We start from the raw sequence: 19,701 nt of genomic DNA, 5'->3' as shown, positions 1-19,701 counted from the left end.
CTCACCCACCGCCGCGATCACCGTCGCCTCAGTCGGCCCATACGCATGCACCAACCTCCGCCCCCGCGCCCACCCCTCGCCAACGACGGATCGATCCCCTCCGAACCCACCACCAGCGACGAAACCCCCGCCAGATCCCCCAACTCCAACACCGCCAACAACGACGGCACCACACTCGCCGACACCACACCCGCCGACACCACCAACTCCCGCAACAGCCCCGGCTCACCCCGCTCCACCGCCGACGCCACCACCAACGCACCACCCCACCCCAGCGCCACACCCACATCCAGCACCGACGCATCAAAACTGAACGACGCGAACTGCAACACACGAACCCCCGGACCCACCCCCATCAACGGCCCGAACACCGACACCAGATTCGCCAACCCACCATGACCGACAGCCACACCCTTCGGCCGCCCCGTCGAACCCGACGTATAAATCACATAGGCCAAGTCGGCGCTGTGTGCGGTGCCTTCGGGCGCCCTGGCCGACGCGGACGCCAGCTCGGCCCGCAGTTCCGGACCGTCAATGACCACGACGGGCAGCTGGCCCGTCGGGAGCCCGCCGAGCAGTTCCTCCGTGGTCAGCGCGAGTGCGGCGCCGCTGTCGGCGAGCATGTACGCGATCCGGTCGGCCGGGTGCTCGGGGTCGATGGGCAGGTAGCCGGCCCCGGCCTTCCAGGTGGCCAGGATCGCCACGATCATCTCGGCGTCCCGGTCCAGGCACAGGCCGACGACCGACTCTGCACCGATGCCCCGGGCGATGAGCCGATGGGCGAGGCGGTTGGCCCGTGCGTCCAGCTCCGCGTACGTGACCTCATGGCCGCCCGCGATCACCGCGACCGCGGACGGGGTCGACACCACGTGCGCCTCGAACAGCTCAGGCACCGTGGCGGGAACGATCTGCGCGGCCGTGTCATTCCACTCGGCCAGCACCTGGTGACGCTCAGCAGCGTCCAGGACGTCGACAGCACTCAGGCGGGTCTGTGGTTCGACGACGAGAAGTTCGAGGACCCGGAGCCAGCGTTCGGCGAGGCGCGCGGCCGTCGCCGACTCGAAGAGGTCCGCCGACGCGACCACAGAGCCGCGCAGCCCGGCGGGGGCGCCCTCGGTGTCGAAAGCTTCGGCGACCTCGACAGCCAGGTCGAACTTGGCGGCGGCCTGGCCAGGGGCATCGGCCTTGACCGCACCCGGAGTCCCGGTACGCAGGCCCGGCAGGTCGACGACGGCGTCGGCGTTGTTCTCCAGGGTCACCATGACCTGGAAGAGCGGGTGCCGGGCCAGCGAACGCGTCGGCGCGAGCTCCTCCACCAACTTCTCGAACGGCACATCCTGATGCGCGAAAGCCGACAGACCCGTCTCCCGCACACGGCCCAGGACCTCCCGGAACGTCGGATCACCCGACAGATCCGTACGCAGCACCAGCGTGTTCACGAAGAAACCGACCACGTCGTCCAGCGCCACGTCCGTACGACCGGCGTTCGCCGTACCGATCGGAATGTCCGTGCCCGCGCCCAGCTTCGACAGGAGGACGGCGGAGGCGGCCTGGAGCAGCATGAACACCGTCACGCCCTCGGCCTGAGCGAGCTCCCGCAGCCGTGCGTGCACGGCGGCCGGGATCTGTACGGGAACGCGGTGTCCACGATGGGACGCGAGCGCCGGGCGGCGGTGGTCGGCCGGGAACTCCAGCTCCTCCGGCGCTCCGGCGAGTGCCGCGCGCCAGTAGGAGATCTGCTGGGCCATGACGCTGTCGGGGTCGGCCGCGTCACCGAGCAGCTCACGCTGCCACAGCGCGTAGTCCGCGTACTGGACCGGCAGCGGCTCCCACTCAGGACCCCGGCCCTCGCATCGGGCCGCGTAGGCGACCGACACGTCGCGGGCCAGCGGGCGCTTGGACCAGCCGTCGCTCGCGATGTGGTGCATGACTACGACGAGCACTTGGTCGTCGGGTGCCGCGGAGAACAGCCAGGCGCGGAAGGGGACCTCGGCGGAGAGGTCGAAGGCGGAGTCGGCCGCCGCGGCGACCGCGCCGTCCAGATCCTCCGGCGCGACCTCGACCAGCGGCAGTTCCCAGGCCAGGTCCTCGACCGGGATGACCCGCTGGTACGGCTCACCGTCCGCGGCGGGGAAGACGGTGCGCAGGACCTCGTGGCGGGCGATCACGTCGCGCAGGGCCGCGCCGAGCGCGTCGCGGTCCACGCCGCCCGACAGGCGGAGCGCCATCGGGACGTTGTAGGCCGAGCTCGGTCCGTCCAACTGGCCGACGAACCACAGACGCTGTTGCGCGAACGAGAGGGGAGTCCGCTCCGGGCGCTCCATCGGCGCCAGGGCCTTCCGCGCCGTGACGGCCCCGGTGATCCGAGCCGCTAGGCCCGCGACAGTCGGCGCCTCGAACAGCGCCGCCATCTCCAGCTCGACGCCGAGGGCGGCGCGGATGCGGCTGACCAGGCGGACGGCGAGCAGCGAGTGGCCGCCGAGGGCGAAGAAGCTCTCGTCCACGCCGACCTGGTCCAGGCCGAGGACCTGGGCGAAAGCCGCGCAGAGGATCTCTTCCTGGAGCGTGGCGGGTCCGCGCCCGGACCCTGCCGATACAGAGGCGTCCGGGGCCGGCAGGGCCTTGCGGTCGAGCTTGCCGTTGGCGGTCAGCGGCAGAGCATCGAGGACGACGACAGCCGACGGAACCATGTGCTCCGGCAGTCGCGTCGCCGCGAACTGCATTATCTGAGTAGGCAGTTCAGGCTCGGTGTCGTCGAGGTCGGTGGGGACGATGTAGGCGACGAGGCGGGTGTCCCCCGGGACGTCCTCACGGGCCACCACGGCCACCTGGGCGACCTGCGGGTGCGCCGCCACGACGGCTTGGACCTCACCCGGCTCGATCCGGTAGCCACGGACCTTGACCTGCTCATCCGCACGGCCCAGGTATTCGAGAAGCCCGTCGGTGGTCCAGCGGGCCACATCCCCCGTGCGATACATCCGCCCGCCCGGCTCGAACGGGTTCGCCGCGAAACGCTCGGCCGTCAGACCCGGACGCCTCACATAACCACGAGCCAGCTGAACACCCGCGACATACAACTCACCCGCAACACCCGGAGCGACCGGCTGCAGGAACTCATCCAGCACATACAGACGCGTGTTGGCGATCGGCCGCCCGATCGGCACCGACTCCCCCACCACCTGACCGGCCGAAATCTCAAAGACACAGCACCCGACCACCGTCTCGGTCGGCCCGTACTCATTCACGACCACCGACCCCGGAGCCCGCGACAACCAGTCCCGAACCACACCGCCCGGCAGAGCCTCACCACCGACCACCCACGTACAAGCCGAAGAGGCGACCTGAGCGTCATCCAGCATCTCCGTCAGCAACGGCAGATGCGCAGGAACCGCCTTGACCAGGCCGAAACCACCAGGCTCGCGAATCAGCTCCGCCAGTCCCTCAGCGCCACCGGCCTCACTCACTACCACCGCGGACCCGGACACCAGCGGCACCAGAACACTCGTCACCGTCAGATCGAACGCAAGGGACGAATGCAACGGAGCACCACCGCCACCACTCATGTGATACGTGTCCGCGGCCCACATCACATAGTTCGCCAGACCACCATGGGTGACGCCCACCCCCTTCGGCCGGCCGGTCGAACCCGAGGTGTAGATGACATACGCGAGCGACTGCGGCTCGACCATCACCTCGGGCGCCTCGCCAGAAGCCGCCGCCAGCTGCATCTCCACCAGCGTGCTGTCCAACGCCACGAACCGGTTCCGCCCGGCCGGAAGATCGTCCAGAACCTCCTCGGTCGTCAACGTCAAAGCCACGCCACTGTCGGCCAGCATGAAACCGATCCGCTCAGCCGGATACCCCGGATCGATCGGCACATAAGCCGCCCCCGCCTTCCACACCGCCAGGACCGCCACCACCGCCTCGATCCCACGCGGCAGACACAACCCCACCAACGACTCGACACCGACACCCTGACCAGCCAGATAGCGGGCCAACCGATTCGCCCGCGCATCCAACTCCGCGAACGAAACCGACACACCCTCCCCGACAACAGCCACCGCCCCCGGCACCCGCGCCACCTGCCCGGCAAACAACTCCGGCACCAGCGCAGCGCCCAAGTCCGCAGCCGTGTCGTTCCACTCCTCCAGCACCCGACACCGCTCCACCTCCCCCAGCACGGAGAGCGAGCTCAGGGGCACGTCCGTGCCGCCGTCCAGCGTCTTCTCCAGTGCGGAGACGAGGTTCTCGGTGGCCGTGCGCACCAGGGTGCTCACCGCCTCCGGGTCCGCTGGGGCGATCGCGTCCACCGCGAGCGCGACGGTGTCGCCGTCGTCGTTGACCGCCACTGACAGCGGGTAGTTCGTGCGGTCGTGTGTCCAGACGGTGCGGATGCCCGTGATCTCGGCGTTCCGGCTCTGGTCCGCTCGCTGGCCGGCGTTGTGCCGGTAGTTGAAGAAGGAGGTGAACACCGGCGTGTCGCCTGCGACCCCGCTGGCCCGCTGGGCCACGGCGAGGGGTGCGTGCTCGTGCTCCAGAAGGCGGGCCAGCTGGCCGCGCATGGCCTCGACGGACTCCAACGCGCCGAGCTCACCGGTGCGTACGCGGACCGGCAGCGTGTTCATGAACGGTCCTGTCACCCGGTCCGAGCCGGTTCCCGCGTTCATGCGGCCGGAGAGGACGGTGCCGAAGACCACGTCCGCGCGGCCGGAGACGGCAGCGAGCACCCGGGCCCATGCCACGTGCAGCACGGGCGCCGGGCTGACGCCGAGGCGGCGCGCGACGTCCCGCAGGCGAGCGGTGAGGGCGGGGGCGAGTTCCAGCTCGCCCCGGACGACGCCGGCGCCGTCGCCGTGCACGTCGACCATGCCGTACGGAGCGGTGGGCTCGGTGACGTCGCCGAGCAGGTCGGTGAAGTAGCGCTCGTGCTCGGACTCGTCGGCTCCGCCGCGTGCCTGGGCGACGAAGTCGCGGAACGGCAACGGCTCGGCCAGCTCGTCGCCGCGTCCCGTGAGGAACGCTCGCACCTCTTCGAGGAGGACTTCCTTCGCCGTGTGGTCCTGCACCATGTGGTGCATCCGCAGCAGGGCGAGCAGTCGCCCGCTCTCCGGTACGGCGGTGATGTGCAAGCTGATCAGCGGGGCCAGGCCGAGGTCCATCGCGGAGCCGCCGGCGGCGACCAGGTCGGCGACCGGGTCGGTGCTGTCCGCGTCGACGGTGATCTCGGTGACGGGCAGGGTGGCGTTGCGCCACACGACCTGAACCGGCTCGCGCAGGCCGTCCCACACGATGGAGGTGCGGTAGATGTCGTGGCGGTCCACCACTTGCTGGAGCGCGGCGAGAAACGTGTCGAAGCGCTCGCGCGAGTCGAACTCGACGACCGTCGGCAGCGCGTAGGCGTCGTCGCCTCCCTCGTTGAGGAGGTGGTGGAAGAGCAGGCCCTCCTGGAGGGGGGCCAGCGGGTAGACGTCGGCGACGTTCGCCGCGCCGCCGTCCACGCAGGAGACGACCACGGCGACCTCGTCGGCCGTGAGGTCGACGAGCGGCAGCATCTCGGGAGTGATGGCGGTCGCGTCGGCCGGTATCAGGTTGTCCGGCACGGCGGACCGGACCGTGCCCGTCGACAGCGCGAGGCCTGCCACGGTCGGAGTCTCGAACAGGGCCCGTACGGACACCGTGACACCGCGCTCGCGCAGCCGCTCGACGAGGCGGACAGCGAGCAGGGAGTGGCCGCCGAGGGCGAAGAAGTTGTCCTCGACGCCGACGCTGTCGAGCCCCAGGGACTCGGCAAAGGCCTCGCACAGGATCTCTTCGCGACGGTTGGCGGGGCCTCGGCCATCGCCTGTGGCGTACCGGGGTGCGGGAAGCGCCCGATGATCCAGCTTCCCGTTCACGGTCAGCGGCAGCTCGTCCAGAACCACGACCGCCGAGGGAACCATGTACCCCGGAAGACGCCCTGCCACGAACTCACCCACACCCGCAGCAAGTTCGGCGCCGCCCCCGGCACCGCCATCCCCGGCACCGCCATCCGCGACGACATACGCGACCAGACGCGGATCCCCCGCGACATCCTCACGCACCACCACCGCGGCCTGCGCCACCAGCGGATGCGCCGCCACAGCCGCCCGCACCTCACCCGGCTCAATACGGAACCCACGGATCTTCACCTGCTCATCCGCACGCCCCACAAAAACCAGCTCACCCCCCACCGACCACCGCACCACATCACCCGTGCGATACAACCGCCCACCAGCCACACCAAACGGATCAGCAACAAACCGCTCAGCCGTCAACCCCGCACGCCCCACATACCCACGCGCCAACTGCACCCCACCCACATACAACTCACCAGCAACCCCCGGCGCCACCGGCCGCAAAAACTCATCCAGCACAAACATCCGCGTATTGGCCACCGGACCACCAAAGACACCACCCCGACCCATCCGGATCCACCTCACCCACCGCCGCGATCACCGTCGCCTCAGTCGGCCCATACGCATGCACCAACCTCCGCCCCCGCGCCCACACCCTCGCCAACGACGGATCGATCCCCTCCGAACCCACCACCAGCGACGAAACCCCCGCCAGATCCCCCAACTCCAACACCGCCAACAACGACGGCACCACACTCGCCGACACCACACCCGCCGACACCACCAACTCCCGCAACAGCCCCGGCTCACCCCGCTCCACCGCCGACGCCACCACCAACGCACCACCCCACCCCAGCGCCACACCCACATCCAGCACCGACGCATCAAAACTGAACGACGCGAACTGCAACACACGAACCCCCGGACCCACCCCCATCAACGGCCCGAACACCGACACCAGATTCGCCAACCCACCATGACCGACAGCCACACCCTTCGGCCGCCCCGTCGAACCCGACGTATAAATCACATAGGCGAGGCAGTCCCGGGCTTCCGGCCGTCGCGGAGCGCTGACCGGCTGGCGTTGCAGGGCCGCTCCCGTCGCCGGATCGTCCAACCACAGCACATGATCGACGCCGAGCCGTTCGGCGACGCCGTCGGCGGCGTCGTAGCTGCTCACGACCACACGGGCACCACTGTCGGCCAGGATGTAGGAGAGCCGCTCCTCAGGGTGCTCGGGGTCCAGCGGCATGTACGCACCGCCGGCCTTCCACACGCCGAGAACCGCCGCCACCATGTCGATGCCGCGCGGCAGGCACAGGCCCACCACCGACTCGGCGTGGACACCGAGGCCGAGGAGGTGATGCGCGAGGCGGTTGGCCCGTGCGTCCAGCTCCGCGTACGTGATCTCGTGGCCGTCCGCGATCACCGCGACCGCGGACGGGGTCGACGCCACGTGCGCCTCGAACAGCTCCGGTACGAGAGCGGCGTCGACGCCGGCGTCGGTGTCGTTCCACTGGGTCAGCACCTGGTGACGCTCGGCAGCGTCCAGGACGTCGACAGCACTCAGCCTGGTCCGCGGGTCGGCGACGAGCTGGCGCAGGACGCGCGTGAGCCGCCCGGCAAGTCGGGCGGCGGAGTCGGCGTCGAACAAGTCGGCGGCGACGATCACCGAGGCGCGCAGGCCGGCGGGGGCGCCCACGGCGTCGAAGGCCTCCTCGACACCGATCTCGATGTCGAACTTGGCGACGGTCCTGGCGGCAAGCTGCTCCGACACGTCCGCCGTGGCCACGGCGGCCAGCGAACCCGTCTGCGCACCCGGCAGTCGGACCTCCGCTTGGGCGACGTTCTCGACGGTGAGCATGACCTGGAAGAGCGGGTGGCGGGCCAGCGAACGCGTCGGCGCGAGCTCCTCCACCAACTTCTCGAACGGCACATCCTGATGCGCGAAAGCCGACAGACCCGTCTCCCGCACACGGCCCAGGACCTCCCGGAACGTCGGATCACCCGACAGATCCGTACGCAGCACCAGCGTGTTCACGAAGAAACCGACCAGGTCGCTCAGCGCCACGTCGGTGCGACCGGCCACGGCGGCGCCGACCGGGATGTCCGTGCCCGCGCCCAGCTTCGACAGGGTCATCGCGAGGACGGCCTGGAAGACCATGAAGGTAGTGACGCCCTCGGCGCGCGCCAGCTCTTGCAGCTGCGCGTGCACGTCGGCCGGGACCTCGAAGGGCACGCTGTGGCCCTGGTGCGAGGCAACAAGCGGACGCGTGTGGTCGAAGGGGAGCTCCAGCTCCTCGGGCACGCCGGCCAGCGTCTCGCGCCAGTAGGCGACCTGGCGCGTCATGACGCTGTCGGGGTCGGCCGCGTCACCGAGCAGCTCGCGCTGCCACAGCGCGTAGTCCGCGTACTGGACCGGCAGCGGCTCCCACTCAGGAGCCCGGCCCTCGCACCGGGCCGCATAGGCGGCGGAGACGTCGCGGGCGAGTGGGCGCATCGAGTAGCCGTCGCCCGCGATGTGGTGAACGACCACGGCGAGCGCGTGCTCGTCCGGGCCGGCCGAAAACAGCCAGGCACGGATGGGCAGTTCAGCCGCCAGGTCGAACTCGTACCCGAACACGTCGGCGACCGCGCCGGCCAGGTCGGCCGGCGTCGCGGAGTCGGGCAGGTCCACGGTCCGCAGGTCCCAGTCGAGTTCCTCGAGACCGAGGATGCGCTGGTACGGCTCGCCGTCGTGCGTGCCGAAGGTCGTGCGCAGCACTTCGTGCCGCTCCAGGACGTCCCGCAGGGCCGCGGCCAGCGCGGCGCGGTCGACCGATCCCGAAAGACGCAGCGACACCGGGATGTTGTAGGTCGCGCTGGGGCCCTCGAGCTGCTGAATGAACCACAACCGACGCTGCGCGAAAGACAACGGAATCATCAGGAACCTTCCTGGTTTCGTCCCGGCCGCAACGTCGGCGCGGATCGGTCAAGGCTTTCCGGAGCCTTGTACACCCGAACAAGAATCAAATGGATAAAAGCCGGTGGGGGATGTCACCGGGAAGACGGGGAATTGGTTCACCGGTCCCGAGCTCCGTCCTTCTTCGGCGGATCCCGGGTTTGGCGCGACTCACTATGACCCAGGCCGTACCGACGATCAATCTGCTCACCTGCAGGCTGTTCAACCGCTCCCTCACGGCAGTTGAACGGCCCGGACCGCCCCGGGAACGCGCTTCGGCCGCCGCATCCGCATTCACGGGACACGGCGGCCGAAGCGCGCTTTCTCTTGGTTCAGTCGTTCAGCAGTAACCGCCTTGACTTATGCGCTTCCTACTCAACGCGCATTCGACGAAGAGCCGGACGGGTTGACTTTTCGGTACCGAGCTGCTGTGCGAGACCAGCCACGGTCGGCGCATTGAAGAGGGCCCTGATCTCGACGTCGATGCCGAGGGCGGCGCGGATGCGGATGACGAGTTCGGTCGCGAGCAGCGAGTGACCGCCGAGCGCGAAGAAGTCGTCGTCCACGCCGACCTTCTCCAGTCGAAGGACCTGGGCGAAGGCCTCACACAGGACCTCTTCCTCGCGGGTGGCCGGTCCGCGCCCGGACCCTGCCGATACAGAGGCGTCCGGGGCCGGCAGGGCCTCGCGGTCGAGCTTGCCGTTGGCGGTCAGCGGCAGAGCATCGAGGACGACGACAGCCGAGGGAACCATGTGCTCCGGCAGTCGCGTCGCCGCGAACTGCACTACCTGAGACGGCAGTTCAGGCTCGGTGTCGTCGAGGTCGGTGGGGACGATGTAGGCGACGAGGCGGGTGTCCCCCGGGACGTCCTCACGGGCCACCACGGCCACCTGGGCGACCTGCGGGTGCGCCGCCACGACGGCTTGGACCTCGCCGGGTTCGATCCGGTAGCCACGGACCTTGACCTGCTCATCCGCACGGCCCAGGTATTCGAGAAGCCCGTCGGTGGTCCAGCGGGCCACATCCCCGGTCCGATACATCCGCCCGCCCGGCTCGAACGGGTTCGCCGCGAAACGCTCGGCCGTCAGACCCGGACGCCTCACATAACCACGAGCCAGCTGAACACCCGCGACATACAACTCACCCGCAACACCCGGAGCGACCGGCTGCAGGAACTCATCCAGCACATACAGACGCGTGTTGGCGATCGGCCGCCCGATCGGCACCGACTCCCCCACCACCTGACCGGCCGAAATCTCAAAGACACAGCACCCGACCACCGTCTCGGTCGGCCCGTACTCATTCACGACCACCGACCCCGGAGCCCGCGACAACCAGTCCCGAACCACACCGCCCGGCAGAGCCTCACCACCGACCACCCACGTACGAGCCGAAGAGGCGACCTGAGCGTCGTCGAGCATCTCCGTCAGGAGGGGCAGATGGGCGGGAACGGCCTTGACCAGGCCGAAACCACCAGGCTCGCGAATCAGCTCCGCCAGTCCCTCAGCGCCACCGGCCTCACTGACCACGACCGCGCTGCCGGACACCAGCGGCACCAGAACACTCGTCACCGTCAGATCGAACGCAAGGGACGAATGCAACGGAGCACCACCGGCCGTGTCCTTCATGTGATACGTGTCCGCGGCCCACATCACATAGTTCGCCAGACCACCATGGGTGACGCCCACCCCCTTCGGCCGGCCGGTCGAACCCGAGGTGTAGATGACATACGCGAGCCCCTCAGCCGCAACCGCCACCTCGGGCGCCTCGCCAGAAGCCGCCGCCAGCTGCATCTCCACCAGCGTGCTGTCCAACGCCACGAACCGGTTCCGCCCGGCCGGAAGATCGTCCAGGACCTCCTCGGTCGTCAACGTCAAAGCCACGCCACTGTCGGCCAGCATGAAACCGATCCGCTCAGCCGGATACCCCGGATCGATCGGCACATAAGCCGCCCCCGCCTTCCACACCGCCAGGACCGCCACCACCGCCTCGATCCCACGCGGCAGACACAACCCCACCAACGACTCGACACCGACACCCTGACCAGCCAGATAGCGGGCCAACCGATTCGCCCGCGCATCCAACTCCGCGAACGAAACCGACACACCCTCCCCGACAACAGCCACCGCCCCCGGCACCCGCGCCACCTGCCCGGCAAACAACTCCGGCACCAGCGCAGCGCCCAGGTCAGCAGCCGTGTCGTTCCACTCCTCCAGCACCCGACACCGCTCCACCTCCCCCAGCACCTGAAGCGCACTGAGCCGGGTACGGGGTGCGGCGACCAGCAGTGCGAGCACCCGGACCAGGCGCTCGCCCAGCCCCTCGACCGTCTCCCGGTCGAAGAGGTCGGCCGCTGCCGTGACGGTCCCGCGCAGGCCGGCCGGGGCGCCGTCCTCGTCGAAGATCTCGCCGAGGCCGACCTCCAGGTCGAACTTGGCCATCGAGGTGCCGGCCGACATCCCACCGGCCCGTACACCCGGCAGGTCCAAGACGGCCTCGGCGTTGTTCTGGAGGTCCAACTGGACCTGGAACAACGGGTGCCGGGCCATCGACCGCGAAGGCGCCAACTCCTCCACCAGCCGCTCGAACGGCACCTCCTGATGCGCCAAGGCCGCCAGACTCGTCTTGCGAACCCGGCCGAGGACGTCGCGGAACGTGGGGTCGCCGGACACGTCGGTGCGCAGGACCAGGGTGTTGATGAAGAAGCCGACGAGGTCGTCCAGTGCGACGTCGGTGCGGCCCGCGTTCGCCGAACCGATCGGGATGTCGGTCCCCGCACCCAGCCGCGACAGCAGCATCGCCAGTGCGGCCTGAAGGACCATGAACGTGGTCACGCCCTCGGCGCGGGCCACCTTCACCAGTTGCGCGTGCACCTCGGCCGGAACGACGACGGGGACGGCGTGGCCCTCGTGGGACGCGACCGCCGGCCGCGTCCGGTCGACGGGGAGCATCAGTTCCTCGGGTGATCCGGCCAAAGCCTCTCGCCAATAGTCCATCTGCCGGCTCAGCAGGCTGTCCGGTTCGGATTCCTCGCCGAGCAGTTCGCGCTGCCAGAGCGCGTAGTCCGCGTACTGGACCGGCAGCGGCTCCCACGTCGGCACGCGGCCCGCGCTGCGCGCCGCGTAGGCCGTGGAGAGGTCGTCCGCCATGGGCCCCCAGGACCAGCCGTCGCCCGCGATGTGGTGGACGACGACGAGCAGCACCCGCTCGTCCTGAGAGCCTGGCTCGAACAGCCAGGCGCGGATCGGGAGGTCGGCCTCCAGGTCGAACTCGTACTCCGCGGCCTTCTTCACCGCGTCGGGCAGATCCTCCGGGGCGATCGGGGCGAGCGCGAGCTGCCAGTCCACCTCGTCGAGGGGCAGGACGCACTGGTGGGGCCGGCCGTCCGCTGTCGGGTAGACGGTGCGCAGCACCTCGTGGCGTCCGATGACGTCGTGCAGGGCGAGTCCGAGGGCTCGGGCGTCGACATCTCCGGTCATGCGCAGGGCGACCGGGATGTTGTAGGTGGCGCTCGGTCCCTCCATCTGGCGGATGAACCAGAGGCGTTGCTGGGCGAAGGAGAGCGGCACCCGCGTCGGCCGCTCCGTGGCCGTGAGCGCCGGCCGTGCCTGCCCGGCGCCGTCGAGCTCGGCGGCGAGTCCGGCGACGGTCGGGGCGTCGAACAGGACCCGGATGTCGAGGTCCACGCCGAGGACCGCCCGTACCCGGCTGGCCAGGCGCACCGCGAGGAGCGAATGGCCGCCGAGGGCGAAGAAGTCGTCGTCGACCTCGACCTTGGGCACGCCGAGGACCTGGGCGAACACCCCGCAGAGCAGTTCCTCGCGGAGGTCGGACGGGCCGCGGGCACCGTCGCGTCCGGCCGCCGCCGTGCCCGTCGAGTAGTCGGGGGCGGGCAGGGCCTCGCGGTCGAGCTTGCGGTTGACCGTCAGCGGCAGGGCGTCGAGGGCGACCACGGCGGACGGGACCATGTACTCGGGCAGGCGGTCGGCCGCGTGGGCGAGGACCGACGCCGTGGTGGACGACGACCAGGAGGAGGCGCCGTCGGCGGGCACGACGTAGGCGACGAGCCTCTTGTCGCCGGGGGTGTCCTCCCGGGCGATGACGGCAGCCTGGGCCACCAGCGGATGTCCGGTCAGGACGCCCTGGACCTCGCCCGGCTCGATACGGAAGCCGCGGATCTTGACCTGGTCGTCGGTGCGGCCGGCGAAGACGAGCTGTCCGTCAGCCGTCCACTTGGCCCGGTCGCCGGTGCGGTACATCCGTTCGCCCGGTGCGAAGGGCGAGGCGACGAAGCGTTCGGCGGTCAGTTCGGGGCGCCCCAGGTAGCCGCGGGCGAGGCCCACGCCGGAGACGTACATCTCGCCCGCGACGCCGACGGGGACGGGTGCCAGGTACTCGTCGAGGACGTACACCTCGGTGTCGAGCACGGGTCTGCCGATGGCGACCTCGGCGGATCGCGGGTCGCACCGCCACAGGGTGGCGTCGACGGTGGTCTCGGTGGGCCCGTAGGAGTTGAAGAGGCTGCGGCCGCGCGCCCAGCGGGCCATCACGTCGGGCGGGCACGCCTCGCCCGCGACGACGAGGACGGTGTCCGGGTCGACGCTGTTCTCGTCGAGGGTGGCGAGGACGGCGGGCGGCAGGGTGGCGTGGGTGACGCGCTGCTCGGTCAGGAAGGCCGGCAGGGCCTCGCCCAGGCGCTTCTCGCGCGGGACGACCACGAGGGCCGCCCCGGACAGGAGGGCCATGAGCCACTCCCAGCCGAAGGTGTCGAAGCTCGCGGAGGCGAACTGGGCGACCCGGGCGCCGGGGCCGACGCCGAGGTCGCGGACGTGGCCCGCGACCAGGCCGGCGATACCGGCGTGGGAGACGAGGACGCCCTTGGGGCGGCCGGTCGAGCCCGAGGTGTAGATGACGTACGCGGGGTGGGTCACCGCGAGGTCGACGGGCGGGGGTCCGTCCGCCTCGTCGTGGTCCGCCTCGTCGTGGTCCGCCTCGTCGACGAGCAGGGTCTCGACGGGGATCCTGTCCGCCGTGCGGGCGGAGGCGAGGACCAGGGCCGGTGCCGCGTCGCCCAGCATGTACGCGATCCGGTCGGCCGGGTATTCCGGGTCGATCGGCATGTACGCGCCCCCGGCTTTCAGGACGGCGAGCAGCGCCACCATGAGGTCGGTGCCGCGCTCCAGGCAGACCGCGACGACGGACTCGGGTGCGACGCCCCGCCTCACCAGCTGGTGCGCCAGTCGGTTCGCGCGGGCGTCCAGGTGGGCGTACGTCACCTCGGTACCGTCGGCCATGACGGCGGCGGCGTCCGGCGAGCGGGTCACGTGCGCGGCGAACAGCTGCGGCACCGTGGCGGGCGTGATGCCGGCGGCGGTGCCGTTCCACTCGACCAGGAGCCGGTGGCGCTCGCTGTCGTCGAGGACCGGGACCCCGCTGAGACGGGTGTCCGGCTCGGCGGTCAGCGCGTCGAGGACCTGGGTCAGGCAGGCGACGAGCCGCTCGGCGGTGGCGGGGTCGAACAGGTCGGCGGCGGCGGTGACGAAGCCGCGCACCCCGGCAGGACGCCCGTTGTCGTCGAAGGCCTCGCCCACGATGACGTCGAGGTCGAACTTGGCCCGCGAGGCCCCGGTGGTCAGGGCCCGTGCTCCGAGGCCGGGCAGTTCGAGCACCGCCTCGGAGGTGTTCTGCAGGGTGAGCATGACCTGGAAGAGGGCGTGGCGGGCCATGGAGCGGCTCGGCGCGAGTTCCTCGACGAGCCGCTCGAAGGGCACGTCCTGGTGGGCGAAGGCCGCCAGGCTCCGCTCCCGTACGCGTGCGAGGACCTCCCGGAACGTGGGGTCCCCGCTCAGGTCCGTGCGCAGCACGAGGGTGTTGACGAAGGATCCGATCAGGTCGTCGAGCGCTTCGTCGGTGCGGCCGGCGTTGGGCGAGCCGATCGGGATGTCGGTGCCCGCGCCCAGGCGGGACAGCAGCATGGTCAGTGCCGCTTGGAGAACCATGAACGTGGTGACGCCCTCGGCGCGGGCGATGTGCACGAGCCGGGTGTGCACGGCGGCCGGGATGTCGACCGGGACACTGTGGCCCCGGTGGGAGGCGACGGCCGGACGGATGTGGTCGAACGGCAGCTCCAGCTCCTCCGGGGCACCCGCCAACGCCTCCCGCCAGTAGGCGACCTGGAGTTCCATCATGCTCGTGGAGTCGTCGCGCTGGTCGCCGAGCAGCTCGCGCTGCCACAGCGCGTAGTCCGCGTACTGGACCGGCAGCGGCTCCCAGGCCGGCGCCCGGCCCTCGCGGCGGGCCGCGTAGGCGACCGACACGTCGCGGGCCAGGGGGCCGGTGGACCATCCGTCGGTGGCGATGTGGTGCACGACAACGACGAGGACGTGTTCCTCGGGCGTCAGCTCGAACAGCGTGGCGCTTACCGGCACTTCGGATGCGAGGTCGAAGACGTGCTCCGCCGCCGCGGCGACCGCGGCCGTCAGGTCCTTCTCGGCGACCCGTGTCACCTCCGGCGCCCACGTCAGCTCGTCGATGTCGACGACTTGCTGGTACGGCTCGCCGTCGGCGACCGGGAACAGCGTGCGGAGCACCTCGTGCCGCCCGATGACGTCTCGCAAGGCCGTGGTGAGCGCCGAGCGGTCCAGGGCGCCGGTCAGCCGCAGGCCCATCGGGATGTTGTAGGTGGAGCTGGGGCCCTCCAGCTGGCCGATGAACCACAGGCGGCGCTGGGCGAAGGAGAGCGAGGTGCGGGCCGGCCGCCGCATGGGCGTCAAGGGGGTCCGGGCCGCTCCCGCGCCGGTGAGCCGGGCGGCGAGCGCGGCGGCTGTCGGGGCCTCGAACAGCGTGCGCAGCGGCACCTCGACGCCGAGCACGGTGCGGACGCGGCTGATGAGCCGGACGGCGAGCAGGGAGTGGCCGCCGTACGCGAAGAAGTCGTCGTCGACGCCGATCGAGGGCACGCCGAGGACCTGCGCGAACACTCCGCAGAGGATTTCCTCCTGGAGGGTCGACGGGCCGCGCGCGGCGCTCGTGCCGTCGGCGTGGGCCGGGGCGGGCAGGTCCCTCCGGTCCAGCTTGCCGTTGGCCGTCAGGGGCAGCGCGTCGAGGACGACGACGGCGGCCGGGACCATGTACGCGGGCAGCCGGTCGGCCGCGAAGTCGAGGATGGCGGCGGCCGGTACGCGGGAGGCCCCTGCCGGGACGACGTACGCGACCAGGCGCTTGTCGCCGGGGGTGTCCTCGCGGACGACGACGGCGGCCCGGTCGACGCCCGGGTGGGCGACGACGACGGACTGGACCTCGCCCAGCTCGATGCGGAAGCCGCGGATCTTGACCTGCTCGTCGACGCGGCCCAGGTACCGCAGCCGCCCGTCGGGGCTCCAGCGCACCAGGTCGCCGGTGCGGTAGAGACGGTCCCCGGTGGTGGAGAACGGGTCGGCGACGAACCGTTCTCCGGTGAGGGCCGGGCGGCCCAGATAGCCGCGGGCCAGGCCGTCGCCGGCGACGTACAGCTCCCCTGCGACGCCGACCGGGACGGGCGAGAGCGAGCCGTCGAGGACGTAGGTGCGGGTGTTGCCGATGGGCGTGCCGATCGGGACGTCGGTGACGCCCGGCTCGCAGCGCCACACGGTGGCGTCGACGGTCGTCTCGGTCGGGCCGTAGGTGTTGTACATGGTCCGGCCGCGCGCCCAGCGCTCGATCAGCTCGGGCGAGGACGCCTCGCCGCCGACCTCCAGGACGACGTCCGTTCCGATCGATCCTTCTTCCAGGCCCGCCAGGACGGCGGGCGGCAGCGTCGCGTGGGTCACGGCCTGCTCGGCGAGGAACGCCGCCAGGTCCGCGCCGAGGCGGCGGTGGGCCGGCACGACCACGAGGGTGGCACCACAGGTGAGGGCCAGCGACCACTCCAGGCAGAAGATGTCGAAGCTCACCGAGGCGAACTGCGCGACCCGCGAGCCCGGACCGGCCGCGAAGCGGGTGAGGCCGGCGATCGTGTTGGCGAACCCGGCGTGGGTGAGGACGACGCCCTTGGGGCGGCCGGTCGAGCCGGAGGTGTAGATGACGTACGCGGGGTGTTCGGGCCGGATCGGTGTGCCCAGCGGACCGTCCGCCAGGCCTTCGAGGTCCGTGTCGCCCAGGACGACGAGCCGCGCGTCCGACGGGGGGACGGCCGCGACCGTGGCCGTGGTGGCGACGACCGCCACCGGTGCGGCGTCGGCGAACATGTACGCGATGCGTTCCGCCGGGTAGTCCAGATCGACGGGCAGATAGGCGCCGCCCGCCTTCAGGACGGCGAGCACCGCCGTGACCAGGTCGGCGCCGCGCTCCAGGCAGAGCGCGACGACCGACTCGGGACCGACCCCCTGGCCCGCGAGGTGGCGCGCCATCCGGTTGGCGCGCGCGTCCAGTTGGGCGTACGTCACCTCGTCTCCGTCGGCGACGAGGGCGACCGCGTCCGGCGTGCGGGCCGCATGGGCTTCGAAGAGGGCGACGGCGGTGGCGTCGGGGACCTCGGCCGCCGTGTCGTTCCAGGCGCCGAGCACCTGGCGCAGCCCGGCCTCGTCCAGGACCTGGACGGAGCTGAGCGGCACGTCCTGACCGTGGTCGAGCGCGGCTTCCAGAGCGTCCACCAGGTTGTGGGCGGCGGTGCGCATCAGGCCGCCGACCATGCGCGAGTCGATCGGGGCGACCGCGTCGACGGCCAGCTTGATGCCGTCGCCGTGGTCGTCGACGGAGAGCGCGAGGGGGAAGTTGTCGCGTTCCTCGGCGAACCGCAGCGTGATGCCCGGAAGCTCGCCGCGCGGCGCGCTGCCGTCGGACCGGTCCGTGTGGTGGCGGTAGTTGAACAGGGCGGTGAACAGCGGGGTGTCACCGGTGACGCCGCTGGCGCGCTGGGCGACGGCGAGCGGGGCGTGCTCGTGCTCGAGGAGCCGGGCGAGCTGGTCACGCATGGCGGAGACCGAGCTCAGAGCCCCGTAGGAGTCCGTGCGGACGCGGACGGGCAGGGTGTTCATGTACGGGCCGGGCACCCGGTCGGCGCCCTCGCCCGCGTTCATGCGGCCGAACAGGACCGTGCCGAACACCACGTCCGTACGGCCGGACACGGCCGCCAGGACCCGGGCCCACGCGACGTGCAGCAAGGTCGCGGGGCTGGCGCCCAGGCGCCGGGAGACCTCACGCAGGCGCCGGGTCGACTCGTCCGCGAACGGAATCACTTCGCGTACCGAGGAGCCGCCGTCGCCCCGGATCTCCGCGACGCCGAACGGGGTGGTGGGCTCGGTGACGTCGCCGAGCAGGTCGGCGAAGTAGCGCTCGTGCTCGGAACGCTCGACGGCGCCGCGCGTCTGGGCGACGAAGGTGCGGAACGGCAGCGGTTCGGGCAGCTCCCGGCCGCGCCCGGCGAGGATCGCCTGCACCTCGCCGAAGACGATCTCCAGAGCGGTGTGGTCGCGCACCACGTGGTGCGCCCGCAGCAGCCCCAGCCAACGGCCGGTGCCACCGGGTACGGCCGCGACATGCAGGCCGAGCAGCGGTGCCCGGTCCAGGGCCATCGACAGGCCGCCGGCCGCGAGCAGCCGCCGCACCGGGTCGCCGCTCTCGTCGCCCTCGGCGAGCGTGACCTCGACGACGGGCAGGATGGCGTCGCGCCACACCACTTGGACCGGCTCGCGCAGGCCCTCCCACACGATGGACGTGCGGTAGATGTCGTGCCGCTCCACCACCTGGCGCAGGGCGTCCGTGAACGCGTCGAGCCGCTCGCGCGAGTCGAACTCCAGGACCGTGGGGAGCACATAGGCGTCGTCGCCGCCGTCGGCGAGGAGGTGGTGGAAGAGCAGGCCTTCCTGAAGAGGGGCCAACGGGTAGACGTCCGTGACATTGGACGCGCCACCGTCGACAGTGGCGACGACGGTCGCGATCTCATCACCGGTCAGATCGACCAGCGGCAGCATCTCCGGCGTGATGGCCGTGGCACCCACCGGAATCAGATTCGCCGGCACCTCGACCCGGACAGCGTCCACCGAAGCCGCGAGACCAGCCGGCGTCGGCGCCTGGAAAAACGTCCGCACGGAGACAGAAACCCCGCGCTTGTGAAGAAGAGCGACAAGCCGGATGGCAAGAAGCGACTGACCCCCCAACTCGAAGAAATCATCATCCACACCAACGCTCTCCGCCCCCAAAACCTCGGCGAAGGCCGCACACACGATCTCCTCACGTGCGTTGGACGGACCCCGCACCCCCGCCGCCGCCTCGAACCCGGGGACGGGCAACGCCTTGCGGTCCAGCTTGCCGTTGGCAGTCAACGGCAGAGCATCAAGGACAACGACAGCCGACGGCACCATGTACTCAGGCAGACTCCCGGCCACGAACTCCGCCACGGGCACCGCCAGCACACCGGTAGTGACCACATACGCGACAAGGCGACGGTCACCAGGAATGTCCTCCCGCACGACCACGGCGGCCTGCGCGACCTGCGGATGCGCGGCCACCGCCGCCCGGACCTCACCCAGCTCGATACGGAACCCACGCACCTTCACCTGATCATCCGCACGACCCAGAAAGACCAGCTGGCCGTCCGCCGTCCACTTCACCCGGTCACCCGAGCGGTACATCCGCTCACCACAGGCGGAGAACGGCGAGGCGACGAACCGCTCAGCGGTCAGCGCCGGACGGTTGACATACCCACGCGCCACACCCGCACCCGACACATACAACTCACCCGCCACACCAACCGGCACAGGCCGCAACGCCTCGTCCAGCACATAGACACGTGCGTTGGGCACAGGCCGGCCCACCACGACATCAGACGACGAGGAAAGCCGGGCGATCGCGGTGTCAACAGTCGCCTCGGTCGGACCGTAGAAGTTGAAACCCTCCACACCTCCAACG

General features: G+C 70.7%; 3 protein-coding genes. All 3 read right to left on the bottom strand.

From position 1 onward, the window contains the following. Positions 1-17 precede the first annotated feature (17 nt). The 3 genes from KKZ08_RS38780 to KKZ08_RS34465 all read right to left on the bottom strand — a co-directional run bounded on the left by KKZ08_RS38780 (position 18) and on the right by KKZ08_RS34465 (position 19,691). Positions 18-6,167, bottom strand: a complete 6,150-nt coding sequence (locus tag KKZ08_RS38780) for a non-ribosomal peptide synthetase (protein ID WP_263303379.1) — start codon at positions 6,165-6,167, stop codon at positions 18-20. Positions 6,168-6,381: 214 nt separating this feature from the next. Continuing rightward, a complete protein-coding gene (locus tag KKZ08_RS38775; RefSeq protein ID WP_263303378.1) occupies positions 6,382-8,796 on the bottom strand; it encodes a condensation domain-containing protein in 2,415 nt (804 codons plus the stop codon). A gap of 389 nt (positions 8,797-9,185) precedes the next feature. Continuing rightward, positions 9,186-19,691 carry a non-ribosomal peptide synthetase gene (locus KKZ08_RS34465; protein ID WP_263303377.1) on the bottom strand — a complete coding sequence of 3,502 codons (10,506 nt, stop codon included), beginning with the start codon at positions 19,689-19,691 and terminating at the stop codon, positions 9,186-9,188. Between the last annotated feature and the right edge of the window lie 10 nt (positions 19,692-19,701).

Source organism: Streptomyces sp. 135 (assembly GCF_020026305.1).
GTDB lineage: Bacteria > Actinomycetota > Actinomycetes > Streptomycetales > Streptomycetaceae > Streptomyces.
This window is presented reverse-complemented; position numbering and strand designations above follow the sequence as displayed.

Bases quoted from the DNA above. Each gene is read 5' to 3' on its own strand.
- KKZ08_RS38775 (WP_263303378.1), bottom strand. From the start codon at position 8,796: ATGATTCCGTTGTCTTTCGCGCAGCGTCGGTTGTGGTTCATTCAGCAG.